This window comes from Bradyrhizobium sp. NBAIM01, from assembly GCF_020194115.1.
Classification (GTDB): Bacteria; Pseudomonadota; Alphaproteobacteria; order Rhizobiales; family Xanthobacteraceae; genus Bradyrhizobium; species Bradyrhizobium yuanmingense.
Genome location: NZ_JADYVU010000012.1, coordinates 25001 through 45177, shown reverse-complemented (window position 1 = coordinate 45177; position 20177 = coordinate 25001). Strand labels below are relative to the sequence as shown.

13 protein-coding genes and 1 pseudogene are annotated in these 20177 nt (G+C 65.3%); 9 read left to right on the top strand and 5 right to left on the bottom strand.

Annotation, left to right across the window (positions count from 1 at the left end):
• The first annotated feature begins 41 nt into the window (after nt 1-41).
• Entirely contained in the window at nt 42-1370 is a 1329-nt protein-coding gene (phaZ, locus tag I6F31_RS28725; protein ID WP_036023987.1) for a polyhydroxyalkanoate depolymerase, read from the top strand.
• A gap of 217 nt (nt 1371-1587) precedes the next feature.
• Nucleotides 1588-2426, top strand: a pseudogene (locus tag I6F31_RS28720) (SprT family zinc-dependent metalloprotease).
• A 324-nt stretch (nt 2427-2750) separates the two neighbouring features.
• On the opposite strand, the gene I6F31_RS28715 reads toward I6F31_RS28720, so the two are convergent.
• The gene (locus tag I6F31_RS28715; protein WP_225148433.1) at nt 2751-4961 is read right to left on the bottom strand and encodes a penicillin-binding protein 1A; all 2211 of its coding nucleotides are present in this window, start codon (nt 4959-4961) and stop codon (nt 2751-2753) included.
• Between the two features lie 170 nt (nt 4962-5131).
• Between I6F31_RS28715 and I6F31_RS28710 the strand changes: the two genes are divergently transcribed.
• On the top strand, nt 5132-5557 hold the full coding sequence (locus I6F31_RS28710) for a DUF1330 domain-containing protein (protein ID WP_036002330.1): 426 nt from the start codon (nt 5132-5134) through the stop codon (nt 5555-5557).
• Between the two features lie 129 nt (nt 5558-5686).
• Here I6F31_RS28710 and I6F31_RS28705 read toward each other — a convergent pair whose 3' ends face one another.
• Nucleotides 5687-6910, bottom strand: coding sequence for an ABC transporter substrate-binding protein (locus tag I6F31_RS28705; protein ID WP_225148431.1), 1224 nt, complete (start codon nt 6908-6910; stop codon nt 5687-5689).
• A gap of 134 nt (nt 6911-7044) precedes the next feature.
• Nucleotides 7045-7401, bottom strand: coding sequence for a DUF1304 domain-containing protein (locus tag I6F31_RS28700; protein WP_225186502.1), 357 nt, complete (start codon nt 7399-7401; stop codon nt 7045-7047).
• Nucleotides 7402-7499: 98 nt separating this feature from the next.
• On the opposite strand from I6F31_RS28700, the gene I6F31_RS28695 reads away from it, so the two are divergent.
• Nucleotides 7500-8030 (top strand): methylated-DNA--[protein]-cysteine S-methyltransferase, encoded by a 531-nt coding sequence (locus tag I6F31_RS28695; RefSeq protein WP_225152313.1) that lies wholly within the window; start codon nt 7500-7502, stop codon nt 8028-8030.
• 142 nt (nt 8031-8172) lie between these two features.
• Here the strand turns inward: I6F31_RS28695 and I6F31_RS28690 are convergent, their stop codons facing one another.
• Complete coding sequence (locus I6F31_RS28690) at nt 8173-10953, bottom strand: [protein-PII] uridylyltransferase (protein WP_225186475.1); 2781 nt, start codon at nt 10951-10953, stop codon at nt 8173-8175.
• Between the two features lie 243 nt (nt 10954-11196).
• Between I6F31_RS28690 and I6F31_RS28685 the strand changes: the two genes are divergently transcribed.
• The 3 genes from I6F31_RS28685 to I6F31_RS28675 all read left to right on the top strand — a co-directional run bounded on the left by I6F31_RS28685 (nt 11197) and on the right by I6F31_RS28675 (nt 14789).
• Nucleotides 11197-11706: an OsmC family protein gene (locus I6F31_RS28685; protein WP_036002314.1), complete on the top strand. Its 510-nt coding sequence runs from the start codon at nt 11197-11199 to the stop codon at nt 11704-11706.
• A gap of 230 nt (nt 11707-11936) precedes the next feature.
• Nucleotides 11937-12746 carry a hypothetical protein gene (locus tag I6F31_RS28680; RefSeq protein WP_225186474.1) on the top strand — a complete coding sequence of 270 codons (810 nt, stop codon included), beginning with the start codon at nt 11937-11939 and terminating at the stop codon, nt 12744-12746.
• A 366-nt stretch (nt 12747-13112) separates the two neighbouring features.
• Complete coding sequence (locus I6F31_RS28675) at nt 13113-14789, top strand: PAS domain-containing methyl-accepting chemotaxis protein (RefSeq protein WP_225186473.1); 1677 nt, start codon at nt 13113-13115, stop codon at nt 14787-14789.
• A 116-nt stretch (nt 14790-14905) separates the two neighbouring features.
• On the opposite strand, the gene mutS is transcribed toward I6F31_RS28675, so the two are convergent.
• The gene (gene mutS, locus I6F31_RS28670) at nt 14906-17644 is read right to left on the bottom strand and encodes a DNA mismatch repair protein MutS (protein ID WP_225186472.1); all 2739 of its coding nucleotides are present in this window, start codon (nt 17642-17644) and stop codon (nt 14906-14908) included.
• A 320-nt stretch (nt 17645-17964) separates the two neighbouring features.
• Here mutS and pcaF point away from each other — a divergent pair, with 320 nt between their 5' ends.
• Together pcaF and I6F31_RS28660 are read left to right on the top strand one after the other, a co-directional pair.
• Nucleotides 17965-19173 carry a 3-oxoadipyl-CoA thiolase gene (gene pcaF / locus I6F31_RS28665; protein WP_225186471.1) on the top strand — a complete coding sequence of 403 codons (1209 nt, stop codon included), beginning with the start codon at nt 17965-17967 and terminating at the stop codon, nt 19171-19173.
• A gap of 100 nt (nt 19174-19273) precedes the next feature.
• Nucleotides 19274-20167 carry a dioxygenase gene (locus tag I6F31_RS28660; protein WP_225153616.1) on the top strand — a complete coding sequence of 298 codons (894 nt, stop codon included), beginning with the start codon at nt 19274-19276 and terminating at the stop codon, nt 20165-20167.
• Nucleotides 20168-20177 lie beyond the last annotated feature (10 nt).

Genomic DNA, 20177 nt, shown 5'->3' with positions numbered 1-20177 from the left:
CGCATTCGGCAGTATGCTGCGATGCGAAGAGGAATATGACGATGCCTATTGGTGAGTTCGGCGGCGCACCGCCCCTGGCGGCAGAAGGCAGTCCGGCCCTGACGACGCCGATGTACTGGATGTACGAGATGGCGCACGCCTCTCTCAATCCGGCGCGTGCGGTCACCGACGCGACCAAGCTGCTGTTTCAGAACCCCCTCAATCCCTGGTCGCGCACCGAGGTCGGCAAGTCGGTCGCCGCGGCCTGCGAATTGTTCGAGCGCACCACGCGCCGCTACGGCAAGCCGGAATGGGGTCTCAACGACACCGAGGTTAACGGCATCCGCGTCCCCGTCGAGATCCGCTCCGTCTGGGAAAAGCCGTTCTGCAAGCTGCTCTACTTCGATCGCAAGTTCGCCCGTCCGCTGCGCAGCCCGCAGCCGCGCGTGCTGATCGTGGCGCCGATGTCCGGCCATTATGCGACGCTGCTGCGCGGCACGGTCGAAGCCTTCCTGCCGGCGCATGAGGTCTACATCACCGACTGGGCCGATGCCCGCATGGTGCCCTTGAGCGAAGGCCGCTTCGATCTCGACGATTACATCGACTATGTCATCGAGATGCTGCATGTGCTCGGCGGCAACACCCACGTGATGGCGGTGTGCCAACCCTCCGTGCCCGTCGTCGCGGCCGTCTCGATCATGGAAGCGCGGCGCGATCCGTTCGTGCCGACCTCGATGACGCTGATGGGCGGCCCGATCGACACCCGCCGCAATCCGACCGCGGTGAACAACCTCGCCCAGGAGCGCGGCATCGACTGGTTCCGCAACCACGTCATCACCAAGGTGCCGTTCCCGCATCCGGGCATGATGCGCGACGTCTATCCAGGATTCTTGCAGCTCAACGGCTTCATCAGCATGAATCTCGACCGGCACATGGATGCCCACAAGCAGCTGTTTGCCCATCTGGTGAAGGGCGACGGCGATCTCGCCGACAAGCATCGCGACTTCTACGACGAATATCTCGCGGTGATGGATCTGTCGGCCGAGTATTACCTGCAGACCGTCGACACCGTGTTCGTGAAGCACTCGTTGCCGAAGGGCGAGATGACCCATCGCGGAACCCGCGTCGATCCTTCCAAGGTCAAGCGCGTCGCGTTGATGACGGTCGAAGGCGAGAACGACGACATCTCCGGTCTCGGTCAGACCGAGGCGACGCACACATTGTGCAGCGCGATTCCCGATCATCGCCGCGTTCATTACGTCCAGAAGGGCGTCGGACATTACGGCGTGTTCAACGGATCGCGTTTCAAATCGGAGATCGTGCCACGGATTCACGACTTCATGGTTTCGGCTGCGAATCCTGCTTCGTTGCAGGCGCTTGCGGCTGAATAACCTCGAATTTCGGCTTTCCCGTCGAAATTTCGGCCCCTGTCGCGGCCTCCGGCGGGCGCAACTCCACGCCAGATTCGCGGTATTTAGGTAGCTTTATAGGAGTGAGTCTGCCCTCACCCCTTGGGGGTGTTGCATGCGTCCAGCGGGGGCGAAAAAAGCCGGTTCCAACCCCAGTCTGTAGGGTCTCCCGGACGCCTAACCGCTGTATATTGGGCAAATGATTTGTTTTTGCGCCGAGCGCTTCCCATGGCGGCGGTTATGGCAGAATCCGGGCGCCCTCCTGCCCCCGGACTGACAGACATGGCCACCCGCGCACTCCTTTATCGTAGGCCCCACGAACCGAAGACCCTCGTCATCACCCACGGATCGCAATTTTTTGCGATTCGGCTGCGCCGGCACCGCCGCGCGCGCCGTTACACGCTCCGAATCCATCCGAGCGACCGCGAAGCCATCCTCACCATGCCGCCGCGCGGCACGCTTGCGGAGGCCAAGGACTTCGCACAGCGTCACGGTGCGTGGATCGCAGCGCGCCTCGGCCGCTTGCCGAAGGCCGCACCGTTCCAGCCGGGCACGGTGATACCGCTGCGCGGGACGCCGCATCGCATCGTTCATCGCGCCGGCACCCGCGGCACGGTGTGGACCGAGGTGCGTGACAGCGGTGAGCGCATTCTCTGCGTCGCCGGCGGCCTCGAGCATGTCGATCGGCGCGTCAGCGATTTCCTCAAGCGCGAGGCGCGCCGCGACCTGCAGCGCTCGGCGGAGGTCTACGCGGCCGAGCTCGGGGTCAGGGTCAAGCGCCTCTCGATCCGCGATCAGTCCAGCCGCTGGGGCTCCTGCACCTCGGCCGGCTCGCTGTCGTTCTCCTGGCGGCTGATCCTCGCCCCGCCCTTCGTGCTCGACTACCTCGCCGCGCACGAAGTCGCCCATCTCGTCGAGATGAACCACTCGCCGCGCTTCTGGCGCGTCTGCGGCAAGGTCTGCCCGTCGATGGAGCGCGCCAAGAAGTGGCTCGACACGTACGGGAATGATCTGCACCGGTATGGCGTCGAGGATTAGTTCCTCGCAGATCAGGCCGCGCTCCCAGCGCTGTCATCGCCCGCGAAGGCGGGCGATCCAGTACGCCGCAGCAGCCGTTATGAATCTCGATGCCTCGGAGTACTGGATTCCCCGCCTTCGCGGGGAATGACAGGAGAGAGTGGGCAGGCATCACCGCTCCATTATCGCCACACTTCGCGACGATTGCGCCGCTTGCCTGATTAATCCCGGCGCATCAACCGCTTCGCAGCATCCAGCGCGCATCGCGCCGGACCTCGTCTTCTACTGTGCATGGGGTTGTTTTCGCAGTTTGTGCTTTGAGGCCCGAAGGGTCCCAACCCACAACTACCGATTCCCGCCGAACAGCCGGTCCATCAGCCAGCCATCGAGCCCGGCTGCCGCCTCGGGGCGCACATTGGCGCGCGTCGGAGGCGGCGGGCGATAGCCGCCGGCGTTCGGTTGTGGCGGTGCCGCGGGCGTCGGCGGCGACACCTGCGAGGCCGCCTGCGCGAGGTTCGACAGGCCCCAGCCGCCGGGTGAGCTCGGCAACGCCGCCACCGGCACGCCCTCGTGCGCGGCCTTCATGAAGCGCGACCAGACTTCGACCGGCAGGCCGCCGCCGGTCGCCTTCTTGGTCGGCGAGTTGTCGTCGTTGCCGAGCCAGACGCCGGTGACGAGACTCGCGGTGTAGCCGATGAACCAGGCGTCGCGATAATCCTGGCTGGTGCCGGTTTTGCCCGCCGCCGGCCAGCCCGGGATCTCCGCCTTCTTGGCAGTGCCCGAAACAAGCGTCTCCCGCATCATCGCGTTCATCATGCCGACATGGCGGGGGTCGATGACCTGGTTGCGCTCCTCCGCCTGGCGCATGTAGAGCAGCTTGCCGCTGACTGTCCTGATCCTTGTGACGACATGCGGCGCCACGGCGAGGCCGCCATTGGCGAACGGCGCATAGGCGCCGACCAGCTCGACCATGGAGACTTCGGAGGTGCCGAGCGCGATCGAGGCGTTGGGCTCGAGCTTGGAGGAGATGCCGAGGCGGTGTGCGGTGCGCACCACGTTCTTCGGCCCGACCTCGAGGCCAAGACGGATCGCGACGGTGTTGAGCGACATCGCCAGCGCCTGGGTCAGCGTCACCGCGCCGAAATATTCATGGGTGTAGTTCTCAGGACGCCAGCCCTTGACCTCGATCGGCGCGTCCTGGCGCATGGTGTCGGGCGTCAGCCCCTGCTCGAGCGCGGTCAGGTACACGAACGGCTTGAACGAGGAGCCCGGCTGACGTTTTGCGGTGACCGCGCGGTTGTACTGGCTGTCGGAATAGTTCCGCCCGCCCACCATGGCGCGCACTGCGCCGTCGGGCGTCATGGCGACCAGCGCGCCCTGGCTGACGTTGAACTTCACGCTCTTGGCCGCGAGCTCGTCGATGATGGCGGCTTCCGCCACGCTCTGCAGCTTCGGATCGATCGTGGTCTCGACCTTGATGCTCTCGTCGATCTGCCCGACCAGATCGTCCAGCACCTCGCCGATCCAGTCGGCGACATAGTTCACCGTGCCGGCGCCGGCCGGCTTCACGTTGTAGGAGGGATGGCCGATCGAGGCCTTCGCCTGCGCGTCGGTGATGAACTTCGCATCCGCCATCGCCGCGAGCACGATCTGGGCCCGCGCTTCGGCACCTTCCGGATTGCGGTTCGGGGCAAGGCGGGATGGCGACTTGACGAGGCCGGCCAGCATCGCGGCTTCCGCGACGGTCACGGCCTTCGCCGACTTGCCGAAATATTTCTGCGCTGCCGCCTCGACGCCGTAGGCGCCGGAGCCGAAATAGACGCGGTTGAGATAAAGCTCCAGGATCTCGTCCTTGGAATGCTTGCGCTCCAGCCAGATCGCGAGCTCCACCTCCTGGAGCTTGCGCTGGATGGTGCGCTCCTGGGTCAGGAACAGGTTCTTCGCGAGCTGCTGCGTCAAGGTCGAGCCGCCCTGCGAGACGCCGCGATGAAGCAAATTGGTGACGAGCGCGCGCAGGATGCCGACCGGGTCGATGCCGAAATGCGAATAGAAGCGGCGATCCTCGATCGCGATGAACGCCTTGGGCAAATACGGCGGCAGATCCTTCAGCGCGACATTGGCGCCGGCCATCTCGCCGCGCTGGGCCAGAATGCTGCCGTCGATGCCGACGATCTGGATCGTTGGCGGGCGCTTCGGGATCTCCAGCGACTGGATCGGCGGCAGATGCGCGCCGACATAGATCACGACGCCGATCACCGCGATGACGCCCCACAGGCTCAGCACCGCGCCCCAATAGACCAGGCGGCCGAGACCGAACCCGCCACGCGACTTCGCTCGACGCTTGGCGCCGCTGCGGCCGGCTGGCGCCTTGCGCTCGCGCGGCGGCTCGGTGCCGGCATCCTCGCTCTTGCGCTTGGCGGATGGTTTCGCGGATTTTTTCGGCTTGTCGTCGCCGCCGGGAACGCGGTCTGCCGGGGTGAGCCGCAGATCGGCGAGCGCCGCGGGCAAGCCGAACAGCGGCTCCTTCCGCGCACCCTTTTTCTTTCCCCACGCCATACGCAAAACGCCCGGTCAGCCCGCCCCGCCGAGACGCTAGCGGTCGCTGTTTAAGGCCGGGTTACCCCGGCGTTAACGCACGATTAGGAGATGCGGCATTCGCCGGCCGCAGTTCCGCTTCCGGGGCCGCAAGGCTAGGATCGCTCGTATCAATAAGATGAGGGAGCGCCATGGGCCATATCGATCCGACCAAGGAGATCTTCGCGCAATTCCGGGAGAACGATCGGCCGGGCCCGATCCACATGCTCAACCTGGTGCGCCTGCGCAAAGAGGCGGCCTATCCCGACGGCCGCAAGGCGAGCGGCGCGGAAGCCTATGCGGCCTATGGCCGCGAAAGCGGCCCGGTGTTCGAACGGCTCGGCGGCCGCATCGTCTGGCAGGGCAAATTCGAGCTGATGCTGATCGGCCCGCAGGAGGAACGCTGGGACCATTGCTTCATCGCCGAATATCCAACCGTCGCCGCCTTCGTCGAGATGATCCGCGACCCCGTCTATCGTGAGGCGGTGAAGCACCGCCAGGCCGCGGTGGAGGATTCGCGGCTGATCCGGCACGCCGTGCTGCCGGTCGGGAAGAACTTTGGAGAGATACCGACCTGAACGCCAAGTAGGAGGCTCTCTCGATCGTCATGGCCGGGCTTGACCCGGCCATCCACGGCTTCCTTGACGCCCCAAGAACGTGGATGCCCGGGACAAGCCCGGGCATGACGTCGCAGAGGCAGATGCGTTCTAGCCCGACGGGCCGGTGTCCTCGATGATCGGTCCGAACAGCTCCCAGCGCTCGCCGTTGAACTTCATCATCTGCATCTGCTTGTTGACGCGGTAGTCGTTCGGCCCGGTGTTGATCTTGATGCCGGGCAGCGCCAGGCTCGGCGTGTAGCCCTTGATATTGGTGGCCTGCTTCATGATGTTCGCACGCGTCAGATCGTCGCCGCATTGCTTCAAGACCTGCACCAAGAGCTCGGCGACCGAATAGGCGTAGGTGTTGATGGTGTTGAGCTTGTCACCTTCCGGGAAATACTTGTCCATGAAAGCGAAGAAAGCCTTCACGCCGGGATCGTCCTTCCACTGCGGGTCGCTCGGCTCCTTGCCGTAATTGGTCGAGATGATGCCCTTGGAGATGTCGAGGCCTGCCGGCTTCAGCGTCGCCGAAATCGGGCTCGCATTGATGTCGAGGATGTGCACCGGCGTCCAGCCGAGATCGGCAAGCTTCTTAATCGCCTGCGCCGCGAATTTCGGCGTCGAGGCGTTATAGAACAGGTCGACGCCCATCGACTTCAGCTTCACCACCTGCGAGTCGACGGTGGGGTCGGTCACCTCATACGACACCTCGCCGACGATCATGTTGGCCTTGTCGCCGAGGCCGCTCTTGAGGCCGGCAAGATAGTCGCGGCCCATGTCGTCGTTCTGGTAGAGCACGCCGATCTTGGCGTTGGGGTGATTGGCGAGAATGTATTTTGCGTAGATCCGCCCCTCGGACACATAGTTGGGATTGTAAGCGATGGTCCAAGGATAGTTCTGCGGATCGTTGAAGCGCGCGGCGCCGGTCGAGGCCAGCAGCTGAGGTACCTTCTTGCCGTTGAGGTACTTCTGCACGGCGGCGTTCGCGGCTGTGCCGATCAGCTGAAAGGTGAACAGGACCTCGTCGCCCTCGACCAGCTTGCGCACCTGCTCGACGGTCTTCGGCGGCGAATAGGCGTCGTCATACTGGATCAGGTTGATCTTGCGGCCGTTGATGCCGCCCTGATCGTTGATCATCCTGAAATATGCGGCCTGGGTCTTGCCGATATTGGCGTAGACCGAATAGGCGCCGGAGAACGGCACGGTCTGGCCAATCTTGATCTCGGTGTCGCTTGCGCCGGTGTCGTATTTCTTCTGGGCGAGGGCCTGGCTGGTCGAGACTGCGACGGCGAACGCCGCCGTGGCAGCTAGGAAGGCTCTGCGATTGTTCATGTTGGTTCGTTCCTCCTGACGGAATTTTAGGTCGATGGTCTTTCTCCGTTGATTGCAACGGTCGCCATCGCTGCCGAAGATTGTGGAGGAAGCTTCGCCGCAGCGCAAGGATCGCGGCGCCGCGCCGTAGCGTCTCAGGCGAGAAACATCGCAATCAGCGCGATTGCCGCCGGCAGCGCCTGCACGATCAGGATCCGCGTGCTGACGGTCGCCGCGCCATAGGCGCCGGCCACGATCACGCAGAGCAGGAAGAACACCTTGATCTGGAATGCGAAGGCCGGGTTGCCGTGGAACAGGCCCCAGACCAGGCCGGCCGCGAGGAAGCCGTTATAGAGACCCTGATTGGCGGCCAGCACCCTGGTGATCTCGGCCTTCTCGGGCGAATTCCGAAACACCTTCAGGCCCAGCGGCTTGTCCCAGAGAAACATCTCCAGGACGAGGAAGAAGACGTGCAGCGTCGCGACCAGCGCCACCAGGATATTGGCGATCAGGATCAAGGCGAGCTCCCCCAAAGCATCAGCTTTCGGGTGGACGTTAGCACGGCCGCCGTGGCAAGTGCGATCGATGTGTTTCGATTGCTGGTGCCGCAATGTCCGCTCGATCAACCAAGGTGCCTGAACGCTTCGGTCTCGACCACCTGGCGACGCCGATCGGGATTGCGCTGCTCGTCACCGATGCCGAGGGCAAGCTGCGCGCGCTCGACTGGGAAGACTATGAGCACCGCATGCGCGATCTGCTGCGCCTGCACTATGGCACAGTGGATCTGCGTGATCAGCCTGCGCCGTCGGACATGCGGACCGCACTATCGCGCTATTTCGACGGTGATCTCGGTCAGCTCCAGAGCATCGCATGGCGTATCGCCGGCACGCCGTTCCAGCAAAAAGTCTGGACCGCGCTCGCGCAGATCCCCGCCGGCACCACGATGAGTTACGGCGCGCTCGCCGCGAAGATCGACATGCCCAGGGCGATACGAGCCGTCGGCCACGCCAACGGCTCAAATCCGATCAGTGTGGTGCTCCCGTGCCATCGCCTGATCGGAGCGGACGGTTCGCTGGTGAAGTATGGTGGTGGCCTCGAGCGGAAGAGATGGCTGCTGCGGCACGAGGGGGTGGAGGTTTGAGTCTTTCAATTCGTCATTCCGGGGCGCGCGTAGCGCGAACCCGGAATCCATCGGGCGACACCGACGGTACCGATAAATGGATTCCGGGTTCGCCGCTACGCGGCGCCCCGGAATGACGAGTGGAGAGAATCCCCCGAGCGTCCTACGCCGCCGGCTGCACCGCCTTGTCGCCGGCCATCACATGGGTCAGCGCGCTCTTGATCGCGGCCTGGCGCGTCGGCGCGTTGATCTGGGCGCCCAGGAGGTCGGTGACGTAGAACACGTCGCGCGCGCGCTCGCCGAAGGTCGCGACATGGGCCGAGGCGATGTTGAGATTGAGCTTGGAGATCGCGGTGGTCAGCTCGTAGAGCAGGCCGGGTCGGTCGAGCCCGGAGACCTCGATCACGGTGTAGCGATCGGACCATTGGTTGTTGATCGTCACCTCTGGTTCGATCACGAAAGGCTTCGCCTTGCTGCGCACGGTGCGCCGCGCCACCACTTCGGGCAGGCGCAGCTTGCCCTCCAGCACGTCCTCGATCATCTCACCGATGCGCGTGGCGCGCCGTCCCTCGTCCTCGTCGCGGTCGTATTCGCGCGAGATCGAGATGGTGTCGAGCGCGCGGCCGTCGGTCGTGGTGTAGATCTGGGCGTCGACGATGTTGGCGCCGGCCGAGGCGCAGGCGCCGGCGATGATCGACAGCAGCCAGGGATGGTCGGCGGCGAAGATCGTCAGCTCGGTGACGCCGCGCACCTCGTCGAAACCGACATTGATCGCGAGCTTGTGGCCGGCCTGCTCGCTGGAGCGGACGAAGCGGGCGTGCCGGATCTTGCGCGGCAGCTCGACCTTGAGCCAGTAGGCCGGATAGTGCCGGCCGATATAGGCGTCGAGCTCGTCGTTCGGCCATTCGGCGAAGGCCATGCGGAATTCGGCGTGCGCAGCGGCGAGGCGCTTGCCGCGGTCGACCTCCGAAAAGCCGCCGGTCAGCACCGGCTCGGTCTCGTAGTATAGCGAGCGCAAGAGCTGCGCCTTCCAGCCGTTCCACACGCCAGGGCCGACGCCGCGGATGTCGGCGGTGGTCAGGATGGTCAAGAGCTTCATCTGCTCCACAGACTGCACCACGGCAGCGAAATTCTCGATGGTCTTGCGATCGGAGAGGTCGCGCGACTGCGCGACCGTGGACATCGTCAGGTGCTCCTCGATCAGCCAGGCCACGAGCTCGGTGTCGGCCGGGCTGAAGCCGAGCCGCGGGCAGAGCCGCCGCGCCACCTTGGCGCCGGCGATGGAATGATCCTCGGGACGGCCCTTGGCGACGTCGTGCAGCAGCGTTGCGATGTAGATCACCGCGCGGTGCTCGGGCCGGATCTTGCGGAACAGGTCGCTCGCCAGCGCGAACTCCTCGATGCCGCCGCGCTCGATGTCCTGGAGGAAGCCGATGCAGCGGATCAGGTGCTCGTCGACGGTGTAGTGATGATACATGTTGAATTGCATCATCGAGACGATCTTGCCGAAGGCGCGGATGAAGTGACCGAGCACGCCGGTCTCGTTCATCCGCCGCAGCACGATCTCGGCATTGTCCGAGGTCAGGATCTCCATGAACAGCCGGTTGGCCTCGGGATTTTCGCGCAAGCCCGCGTTGATCAGGCCGAGCGAGCGCGTCACGTCGCGCATCGCATCCGGATGGAAGGCGAGGTTGTTCTTCTGCGCGAGGCGGAAGATGCGGATCAGATTGACCGGGTCGTGCTTGAACACGTCGGGCGCGGCGACGTTGATGCGGTTGTTGTCGACGATGAAGTCGTCGCTGTCGGGGACGCGCCGCTTCACTGCGCTCGGTCGCAGCCGCGCCATCACCCGGCTCAGCACCGGCGCGGGCTTGGCCTGCTGGTCCTCGAGCTTGGCGCAGAGGATGGCGGTGAGATTGCCGACTTCCTTGGCGACCAGGAAGTAGTGCTTCATGAAGCGCTCGACGTCCTGCATGCCCGGATGCGAGGTGTAGCCGAGACGGATCGCGATCTCGCGCTGGAGATCGAAGGAGAGGCGCTCCTCGGCGCGGCCAGAGTAGAAATGCAGATTGCAGCGCACCGACCAGAGGAAGTCGGCGCAGCGGCGGAAGGTGCGATATTCCTGCGCATCGAACACGCCGCGCCCGACCAGCTCGTGGGTGTCGCGGACGCGGTAGACGTATTTGGCGATCCAGAACAGCGTGTGCAGATCGCGCAAGGCTCCCTTGCCGTCTTTGACGTTGGGCTCGACCAGATAACGCGACTGGCCGCCGCGGCGGTGGCGCTCCTCGCGCTCGGCGAGCTTTGCGGTGACGAATTCGGACGCGGTGCCCTGCACCACTTCCTTGTCGAAGCGCTCGACCAGCTCGTCATAGAGCGGCTTGTCGCCGGTGAGGAACCGCGTCTCCAGGATCGCGGTGCGGATCGTCATGTCGCCGCGCGCCTGCCGGATCGATTCGTCGACCGATCGCGTGGCGTGGCCCACCTTCAGCCCCATGTCCCAGAGGCAATAGAGGATCGCTTCGGCGACCTGCTCGCCCCAGGCGGTCTGCTTGTAGGGCAGGATGAAGAGCAGATCGATGTCCGATTCCGGCGCCATCAGGCCACGGCCGTAGCCGCCGGTCGCCACCACCGCCATGCGCTCGGCCCCGCTCGGGATCGGCGAGCGGTAGAGATGGCGCGTCGCGGCCGAATACAGGATGCGGATGATCTCGTCCTGCACGTGGCACAGCCACTCGGCGCAGCGGCGGCCGTGGCGGTCCTTCAGAAGGATCGCCTGGGCGGCGGCGCGCGCCGCGATCAGCTCCGCCTTGAGCAATAGCGCCATCGCCGTGCGGAACGCGTCCTCGTGCTTCTCGGCAAGCGCATCGACCGCGGCGGTGATCCGCGCGGTATCGAAGCGCTCGTCCACCTGTGGCTTCTGCTCAGTCGCGACGCTGTCCATGTCTCACCGGATATAAGAGGTGACAGGCGCTGTCACGAGACATTCGCAAGGGGACGACCGGCGAGTTTCGCCACGCAGATGCATCGGCCTCGATGCCGGTATCGGCGCCTGGGGTAACGTCATGAATGTGCTTAGATTTTTCTCTTGGGGCCCGGCTGGTCATGACTGCCTCCACCAATCATGGGCTGACACCAAACCAATCGCCCTCTATACCGCTCGTCGATATCCCCGGGAGAGAACAAGATGGACGCTGCAGAGCTGCGCCAGATGCAGGCCCCGATCAAGGAGCGCTACAAGACCGATCCCAAGGCTGCGCTGATCACGCTGAAGGCCAAGGGCTCCACCGATAGCGAAGGCATTGCGTGCAAGGTCGAGACCGGCCGCGCTATCGCGATGGCCGGCCTGCATCCGGGCACAGGCGGTTCCGGCCTCGAGCTTTGCTCCGGCGACATGCTGCTCGAAGCCCTGGTCGCCTGTGCCGGCGTCACGCTGAAATCGGTCGCGACCGCGATCGAGGTGCCCTTGAAGACCGGCAACGTCTACGCCGAGGGCGATCTCGATTTCCGCGGCACGCTCGGCATCGACAAGGAGACCCCGGTCGGCTTCGCCGAGATCCGCCTGCGCTTCGAGGTCGACACGTCAGCGCCGCAGGACAAGCTCGATCTGCTGCTCAAGCTCACCGAGCGGTATTGCGTGGTCTATCAGACCATCAAGAACGGCCCGAAGGTGTCGGTGTCGATGCAGCGGATGTAAGACGCAGGTCGTCATTCCACCGATTGGTGTCGTCCCGGGGCGCGCCGCTTGGCGCGAGCCCGGGACCCATAATCCCCGGCCGTCGTGATTTCGGGCGGTCGTTGATCCAGCCTCCTTAAAGCATCGCGGCCTGTGGTTATGGATTCCGGGCTCGCGCTCCGCGCGCCCCGGAATGACGGACTGAGTAAATTCGGGATCAGCGCGTCGCTTGCCCGGCACAAGAACAAGAAATGTCCCTCGACCTCCACTTCCTCCTCTTCCTGCTCCTGCGCATGGCGATCGCGGCGGCGTTCGTGGTGACGGCATCGATCATCACCGAACGCTCGGGACCCGTGATCGGCGCGCTGATCGCGACCCTGCCGGTCTCGGCCGGGCCGTCCTACGTCTTCCTTGCGATCGATCATGACGCCGCGTTCGTCGCCCAGGGCGCGCTGGCGAGCCTGCCGGTCAATGCGGCAACGATCTTGATGTGCCTCACTTACGTTGTGCTGTCGCAGCGGCACACTCTCGTGGTGAGCTGCGGAAGCGCTTTCGCGGTATGGATCGGGATGGCCTCGATCATCCGCCAGTTCGACTGGTCGCTCATGGCGGGGCTCGCCGCCAATCTGATCGCGTTCGGCATCTGCATTCCACTGCTCGCGCGCTATCGCCATGCGAAGATGCCGCTGGTGACGCGCCGCTGGTACGATGTGCCGATGCGCGCTGCGCTGGTTGCGACCCTTGTCGCCATCGTGGTTTCGACATCGAGTTGGGTCGGCCCGCGCATCAGCGGCATCATTGCACTCTTTCCCGTGGTGTTCTCCAGCATCATGGTCATCCTGCATCCGCGCATCGGTGGACCGCCGACCGCTGCCGTGCTCGCCAACTCCGCCTGGGGCCTGCTCGGATTTGGCATGGCGATTGCGGTCCTGCACGTTGCAGTCGTGTGGTTCGGCTCCGCCGCCGGCTTGTGCCTCGCGCTCGCAACCTGCGTGGCATGGAATCTGACGCTGTGGAGAATAGGACGGCGCGCCTTGCGCCGCACGCGGCCGATGCCGTGAGACTACGGATATGCGCGACGCGACGTCGCGAGAAGCCGATGTGGCCCGCTCGGATCAACCGTTGAATGAGCGCCATCATTTCAAGTCCTGCCGTACTGTTCCGGTGTGAGCTCCAGCGGCTCCTCGCGCTGACATGCTGATAACCCCCGTCGAATTCCCGACAGTAAAATTAGAACTTTGTTCGAGCTTTTGCCGTAAAGAATCAGGCTGCTCGCCCGCTTCGTTGCTGTCCGACCATCGCGACGGACCTTCCAATCGGATCTGGGGGAGACGCAGATTGGAATATGTCAGCACTGCTGCACGATCAGTTCCTCGACACTGACGAGCATATCCCCCTTCGGCTCAATTCGAGATGGAGATTTCCTGATGTTCGGCCGTAAATTCCACACTGATGCACAATCGCGGCTCGATGCCATCGGCCGTTCGCAGGCGATGATCGAGTTCAATCTTGATGGGACGATCATCACGGCCAACAAGAATTTTCTCGACGCACTCGGCTACCGTCTCGAGGAGATCCAGGGCAAGCATCACTCGATGTTTGTGCCGGCCGACCAGCGCGACAGCGCCGAGTACAAGGCGTTTTGGGCCGCATTGAACCGTGGCGAGTATCAGGCGCGCGAGTTCAAGCGGATCGCGAAAGACGGCCACGAGGTCTGGATCGAGGCATCCTACAATCCGGTGCTCGACGGCAACGGCAAGACGGTGATGGTCGCCAAGATTGCGACCGACATCACCGCGAAGAAGATCCGCAGCATGACGGACGCCTCCAAGATCGCTGCCATCAGCCGCGCCCAGGCCGTCATCGAGTTCAAGCTCGACGGCACCATCGTCTCGGCCAACGAGAACTTCTGCAAGGCGCTCGGCTATTCGCTCGACGAGATCAAGGGCAAGCATCATAGCCTGTTCGTGGCCGAGGCCGACCGAAACAGCCCGGCCTATCGCGAATTCTGGGCCGCGCTCAACCGCGGCGAATACCAGGCCGGCGAGTTCAAGCGCATCGGCAAGGGGGGCCGCGAGGTCTGGATCCTTGCCTCCTACAATCCGTTGCTCGACGAAAACGGCAGGCCGTACGGCGTGGTCAAGTTCGCGACCGACGTCACCGCGGAGAAGCTGAAGAATGCCGATCTCGCCGGCCAGATCGCGGCGATCGACAAGGCCCAGGCCGTGATCGAGTTCAACATGGACGGCACGATCATCACCGCCAACGCCAACTTTCTCGGCGCGCTCGGCTATTCGCTGGCCGAGATCAAGGGCCGCCACCACAGCATGTTCGTCGAGCCCTCCGAGCGCGACGGTGCCGGCTATCGCGAGTTCTGGGCCGCGCTCAATCGTGGCCAGTACCAGGCGGCGGAGTACAAGCGCATCGGCAAGGGCGGCAAGGAGGTCTACATCCAGGCCTCCTACAATCCGATCCTCGACCTCAACGGCAAGCCGTTCAAGGTCGTGAAATACGCCACCGACGTCACCAAGCAGGTCCTGGTCCGCATGGGCAACGAGCGCGTGCGGGGCATGATGGAATCTGTCGCCGCCGGCTCGGAGGAGCTCAACGCCTCGGTGCGGGAGATCTCCGAGGCCATGACCAAGTCGCGCGAGACCGCGATGGGCGCGGTCGAGCAGGTCGGCGCCGCCGACGCGCAGGCCCAGCGCCTCACCGAGGCCGCGCAGGCGATGAGCGGCATCGTCGAGATGATCAACAACATCACGGGGCAGATCAACCTGCTCGCGCTCAACGCCACGATCGAATCGGCGCGCGCGGGCGAGGCCGGCCGCGGCTTCGCGGTGGTCGCTTCCGAGGTCAAGAGCCTCGCCAACCAGGCCAAGCAGGCGACCGACAAGATCGGCCAGGAGATCGGCAGTCTCAACAGCATCTCCGGCGACGTCGTCAGCGCGCTCGGCTCGATCAAGCAGGCGATCAACAATGTCAGCGAGTACGTGACCTCGACCGCCGCCGCGATCGAGGAGCAGAGCACGGTGACCAACGAGATGTCGACCAGTATGCAGCGCGCCGCCGCGGAAGCCGCGGCGATCGCGGCGCGGGGCTAGGCCGGGCTCGGAATTGTAGGGTGGGCAAAGGTGCGCTCTTTGCGCGCCGTGCCCACCATTCTTTCCGGCTGCGACAGGTGGTGGGCACGCTCCGCTTTGCCCACCCTACGGCACCATCACGGCTTCGGCAGTTTGGCTTTCAACGCATACAGAGCATCGAGCGCCTCGCGCGGCGACATCTCGTCGGGGTGCAGCGCCTTCACCGCCTCCATCAGCAGCTCCGCTTCGCTCGGCGGCGCGGCTTCAGTGGCGGCGCGTGAGGGCACTGCGAACAGCGGCAGATCGTCCACCAGGGCTCGCGCGGTCTGGCCGCGGTCCTCTGCCTCCAGCTTGGACAGCACCGACTTGGCGCGCGTGATCACCGCCGGCGGCAGGCCCGCGAGTTTCGCCACCTGGATGCCGTAGGAGCGGTCGGCCGAGCCCGGCAGCACCTCGTGCAGGAACACGACGTTGCCCTGCCATTCCTTCACCCGCACCGTGGCGTTGAACATGCGCGGCAGCTTGGCCGCGAGCGCAGTCAGCTCGTGATAATGCGTCGCGAACAATGTGCGGCAGCGGTTGCTCTCGTGCAGATGCTCGATCGCGGCCCAGGCGATCGAGAGGCCGTCGAAGGTCGCGGTGCCGCGGCCGATCTCATCGAGGATGACGAGCGAGCGCTCGCCGGCCTGGTTCAGGATCGCCGCGGTCTCGACCATCTCCACCATGAAGGTGGAGCGGCCGCGGGCGAGATCATCGGCGGCGCCGACGCGCGAGAACAGGCGGTCGACGATGCCGATCCGCGCGCGCGTCGCCGGCACGAAGCTGCCGATCTGGGCCATCAAGGCGATCAGCGCGTTCTGGCGCAGGAAGGTCGATTTACCGGCCATGTTGGGACCGGTGAGCAGCCAGAGCTGGCCTGACTTCTGTGCCGGCGCGGGAGAGAGGTCGCAGGCATTGGCGATGAACGGCTCGCCGTTGCGCTTGAGCGCCTGCTCGACCACGGGGTGGCGGCCGGCCTCGATCGCAAAGCTGAGCGAACCGTCGACCTCGGGCCGCACATAGTTCTCGTCCACGGCGAGCTTGGCCAGTGACGTCGCGACGTCGAGCAGCGCAAAGCCTTGCGCCGCGGCGCGCAGATCGTCGCTGATCGCGAGCGCCTTGCCGCAGAGCCGCTCGAAGATCTCGAGCTCGAGGCCGAGCGCGCGGTCGCCGGCATTGGCGATCTTGGCCTCGATCTCCCCTAACTCGGCGGTGGTGAAGCGCACCTGTCCCGCCAGCGTCTGGCGATGGATGAAGGTCGCGTTCAGCGGCGGCGACATCAGCTTGTCGCCGTGCTGGGCGGTGACCTCGACGAAATAGCCGAGCACGTTGTTGTGCCGGATCTTGAGACCCTTGACGGAGGTCGCATCGGCGTAGCGCGCCTGCATCGAGGCGACCACGAGGCGCGAGGCATCGCGCAGGTTGCGCGCTTCGTCGAGCGCCGGCTCGTAGCCCTGGCGCACGAAGCCGCCGTCGCGCTTGATCAGCGGCAGCTGCTCGTCGAGCGCGCTGGCGAACTCGGCTGCGAGGGCGCGCGACGACCGCTGCAGCGCTGCCATCACCGCCGCGATTTCCTGCGGCGGCTGATCCAGTTCGGAGAGCCGCGTCAGCACCTGGTCGGCGGCGATGATGCCGTCGCGGATGCCGGCGAGGTCGCGCGGCCCGCCGCGGCCGACCGAGAGTCTGGCCAGAGCGCGCGACATGTCGGGCGCGCCGCGCAGGATGCTGCGTATGTCCTCGCGCGCGGCGGGATCGGCCACGAAAGCGCTGACCGCGTCCAGCCGCCGGGCGATGGCGGGCGCATCGGTCAGCGGCGCGGCCAGACGCTGCGCCAGCAGGCGGGAGCCTGCCGAAGTCACGGTGCAGTCGATGGCGTCGAGCAGCGAGCCGCGGCGTTCGCCGGCGAGCGTGCGCGTCAGCTCGAGATTGGCGCGCGTCGCCGGGTCGATCGCCATGGTCGCGCCCGAGGCTTCGCGCGCGGGCGGCGACAGCGGCGGATGCTTGCCGACCTGGGTGCGGTCGACATAGGTGACGGCGGCCGCCGCGGCGGTGGCCTCCAGGCGCGTCAGCTGCGCGAGCCCGTCCATGGTCGCGACGGCAAAGTAGTCGCAGAGCCGCTTCTCGGCGGTGGCGCCGTCGAAGACGTCGCGGGTCAGCGGCGTCACGGCCGGCAGCTCGCGCAAGGTCTGGCCGAGCTCGTTGTCGCCAAAGAGCGCGTCGGTGACGATCGCCTCGTTCGGGTTGATGCGCGCCAGCGTCGCGGCGAGCTCGCCGCCCGAGACCTCGGTGACCATGAATTCGGCCGTCGAGATGTCGATCCAGGCAAGGCCGAAGCGGTCGCCGCCGGCGGACGAGCGGGCGCGCGCGATCGCCAGCAGGTAATTGTTGGCACGCGCATCGAGCAGCGTGTCCTCGGTCAGCGTGCCAGGCGTCACCAGCCGCACCACGCCGCGGCGCACCACGCTCTTGTTGCCGCGCGCTTTCGCCGCGGCAGGATCCTCGGTCTGCTCGCAGACCGCGACCCGATGCCCGGCGCTGATGAGACGATGCAGATAATCCTCTGAGCGCTCGACCGGCACGCCGCACATCGGGATATCCGCGCCCTGGTGCTTGCCGCGCTTGGTCAGGACGATGCCGAGCGTCTTTGAAGCGATCTCGGCATCCTCGAAGAACAGCTCGTAAAAGTCGCCCATCCGGTAGAACAGCAGCAAGCCCTGATGCGCTGCTTTGATCTCCAGATACTGCTCCATCATCGGTGTGACGCGCGCGGCAGCCTCGGCCTGCGGCGCGGGCGTGTCATCGGCGGGCGGAACTTGTATCGGCTGTTGCATCGTCATGGGCGGCGCAACCTACAAAATTTCGGCACCTGCTCCTATTTGCTTTGCCGGGGAAGCGAAGGTTTTCCACGTTGTCCGTGTAGCGCATGCGGCTGCCACATTTTCCGCCGTCATTCCGGGATGCGCCGGAACGGCGCAGGCCCCGAATCCATCGGGCCGCACGTCACGCCGACAAATGGATTCCGGGTTCGCGCCAAATGGCGCGCCCCGGAATGACGTCTGTCCCGCGAAACCGTCAATTGACCTGCCGCGGGCGCCCTCCTAAAACTCCGCCGACATTGAAGAATTTGGCCGGATCGCGGCATTCAGGGAGAACAACGATGCGTGACGTCTTTATCTGCGATGCCGTGCGGACCCCGATCGGCCGTTTCGGCGGCTCGCTCGCCAAGGTGCGCGCCGACGATCTCGCCGCCGCCCCGATCAAGGCGCTGATGGCCAAGCACCCCAATCTCGATTGGGCACAGGTGGACGAGGTGTTCTTCGGCTGCGCCAACCAGGCCGGCGAGGACAATCGCAACGTCGCGCGCATGGCGCTGCTGCTGGCGGGCCTGCCGGATTCGGTTCCCGGCCAGACTCTGAACCGGCTCTGCGCCTCGGGCCTCGATGCGGTCGGCGCCGCGGGCCGCGCCATTCGTTCCGGCGAGATCGATCTCGCGATTGCCGGCGGCGTCGAATCGATGACCCGCGCGCCCTTCGTGATGGGCAAGGCGCAGGAAGCCTTCTCGCGCTCGGCCGAAATCTTCGACACCACCATCGGCTGGCGCTTCATCAATCCGCTGCTGAAGGCGCAGTACGGCGTCGACGCGATGCCGGAGACCGGCGAGAACGTCGCCGAGGAGTTCCAGGTCTCGCGCGCGGACCAGGACGCCTTCGCCATCCGCTCGCAGCAGCGCGCAGGCGCTGCAATCGCAGCCGGCTATTTCGCGGAAGAAATCACGCCGATCACCATTCCCGGCGGCAAAGCCGGCCCGATCACCGTCGACAAGGACGAGCATCCGCGCCCCGAGACCACGTTGGAAGGTCTCGCCAAGCTGAAGCCGATCGTGCGCAATCCCGGCACCGTCACGGCCGGCAACGCCTCCGGCGTCAATGACGGCGCCGCCGCCATGATCCTGGCCTCGGAAGCCGCGGTCAGGAAGCACGGCCTGACGCCGCGAGCTCGCATCCTCGGGCTCGCCTCGGCCGGCGTGCCGCCGCGGATCATGGGCATCGGCCCGGTGCCGGCGACCCGCAAGCTGATGGAACGGCTGGCTAAGAAGATCAGCGATTTCGACCTGATCGAGCTGAACGAAGCTTTCGCTTCGCAGGGCATCGCCTGCATGCGCCAGCTCGGCGTCGCCGATGACGCCGATTTCGTCAATCCGCATGGCGGTGCCATCGCGCTTGGCCATCCGCTCGGCATGAGCGGCGCCCGCCTCGCGCTCACCGCCGTGCACGGCATGGAGAAGCGCGGCGGCAAGCTCGCGCTCGCCACCATGTGCGTCGGCGTCGGCCAGGGTGTCGCGGTTGCGATCGAGAAGCTGAATTGAACTCTCTCCTTCACCTCTCCCCGCTCTTCGCGGGGAGAGGCGAAGTGCCCGGGCTCGCGCATTTCTCTCGCGTTCCGGAAAGACAGGGAGAAAATAGCCTGTGATCATCGAGCGCGAGAAGGACGTCACGGCCGCGGCCCTGGCGGTAATGGAACGGACATCCGATCCGCGGCTGCGCGAGATCATGGTCTCCCTGGTCAAGCATTTGCACGCCTTCGTCCGCGATGTCAGGCTGACCGAGAAGGAGTTCCGCGACGCCGCGGCGATCGTGGCCGAACTCGGCAAGCTGACCACCGATACGCATAACGAAGTCGTGCTGATGGCGGGGTCGCTCGGCGTCTCCTCGCTGGTGTGCCTGCTCAACAACGGCGATCAAGGCAATACGGAGACCGATCAATCATTGCTCGGGCCGTTCTGGCGGTTGAATTCGCCCCGGGTCGAGAATGGTGGATCGATCGTGCGCTCGGAGACACCGGGGGCCACGCTGTTCGTCAGCGGCCGCGTCGTCGATCAGGACGGCCGGCCCGTCGCCGGTGCCGAGGTCGATGTCTGGCACGCCTCGCCGGTCGGCCTCTACGAGAACCAGGACCCCGAGCAGGCCGACATGAACCTGCGCGGCAAGTTCACGACCGATTCTGACGGGCGCTTTTCCTTCCGCTCGGTGATGATGGTCGGCTATCCCATTCCGACCGATGGTGTCGTGGGCCGCCTGCTCGCGGCGCAGGCCCGCCACCCCTATCGTCCCGCGCATCTGCATGCCCTGATCTTCAAGCCGGGATTTAAGGTGCTGATCTCGCAGGTCTATGATCCCAGCGACCCCCATATCGACAGCGACGTGCAGTTCGGTGTGACACAGGCGCTGATCGGCAAGTTCGTGCGCCACGATACGCCGCATCCGACGGCGAAGGACGCCTCATTGCCTTGGTATTCGCTCGACCATACCTACCGGCTCGAGGCCGGAGAGGCCGTGCTTCCGCGTGCGCCGATCAGGTAGCAGTGGCCGG

Coding starts and splice junctions, on each gene's coding strand:
- phaZ (WP_036023987.1), top strand. CDS start 42: ATGCCTATTGGTGAGTTCGGCGGCGCACCGCCCCTGGCGGCAGAAGGC.
- I6F31_RS28715 (WP_225148433.1), bottom strand. CDS start 4,961: ATGGCGTGGGGAAAGAAAAAGGGTGCGCGGAAGGAGCCGCTGTTCGGC.
- I6F31_RS28710 (WP_036002330.1), top strand. CDS start 5,132: ATGGGCCATATCGATCCGACCAAGGAGATCTTCGCGCAATTCCGGGAG.
- I6F31_RS28705 (WP_225148431.1), bottom strand. CDS start 6,910: ATGAACAATCGCAGAGCCTTCCTAGCTGCCACGGCGGCGTTCGCCGTC.
- I6F31_RS28695 (WP_225152313.1), top strand. CDS start 7,500: ATGTCCGCTCGATCAACCAAGGTGCCTGAACGCTTCGGTCTCGACCAC.
- I6F31_RS28690 (WP_225186475.1), bottom strand. CDS start 10,953: ATGGACAGCGTCGCGACTGAGCAGAAGCCACAGGTGGACGAGCGCTTC.
- I6F31_RS28685 (WP_036002314.1), top strand. CDS start 11,197: ATGGACGCTGCAGAGCTGCGCCAGATGCAGGCCCCGATCAAGGAGCGC.
- I6F31_RS28680 (WP_225186474.1), top strand. CDS start 11,937: ATGTCCCTCGACCTCCACTTCCTCCTCTTCCTGCTCCTGCGCATGGCG.
- I6F31_RS28675 (WP_225186473.1), top strand. CDS start 13,113: ATGTTCGGCCGTAAATTCCACACTGATGCACAATCGCGGCTCGATGCC.
- mutS (WP_225186472.1), bottom strand. CDS start 17,644: ATGACGATGCAACAGCCGATACAAGTTCCGCCCGCCGATGACACGCCC.
- pcaF (WP_225186471.1), top strand. CDS start 17,965: ATGCGTGACGTCTTTATCTGCGATGCCGTGCGGACCCCGATCGGCCGT.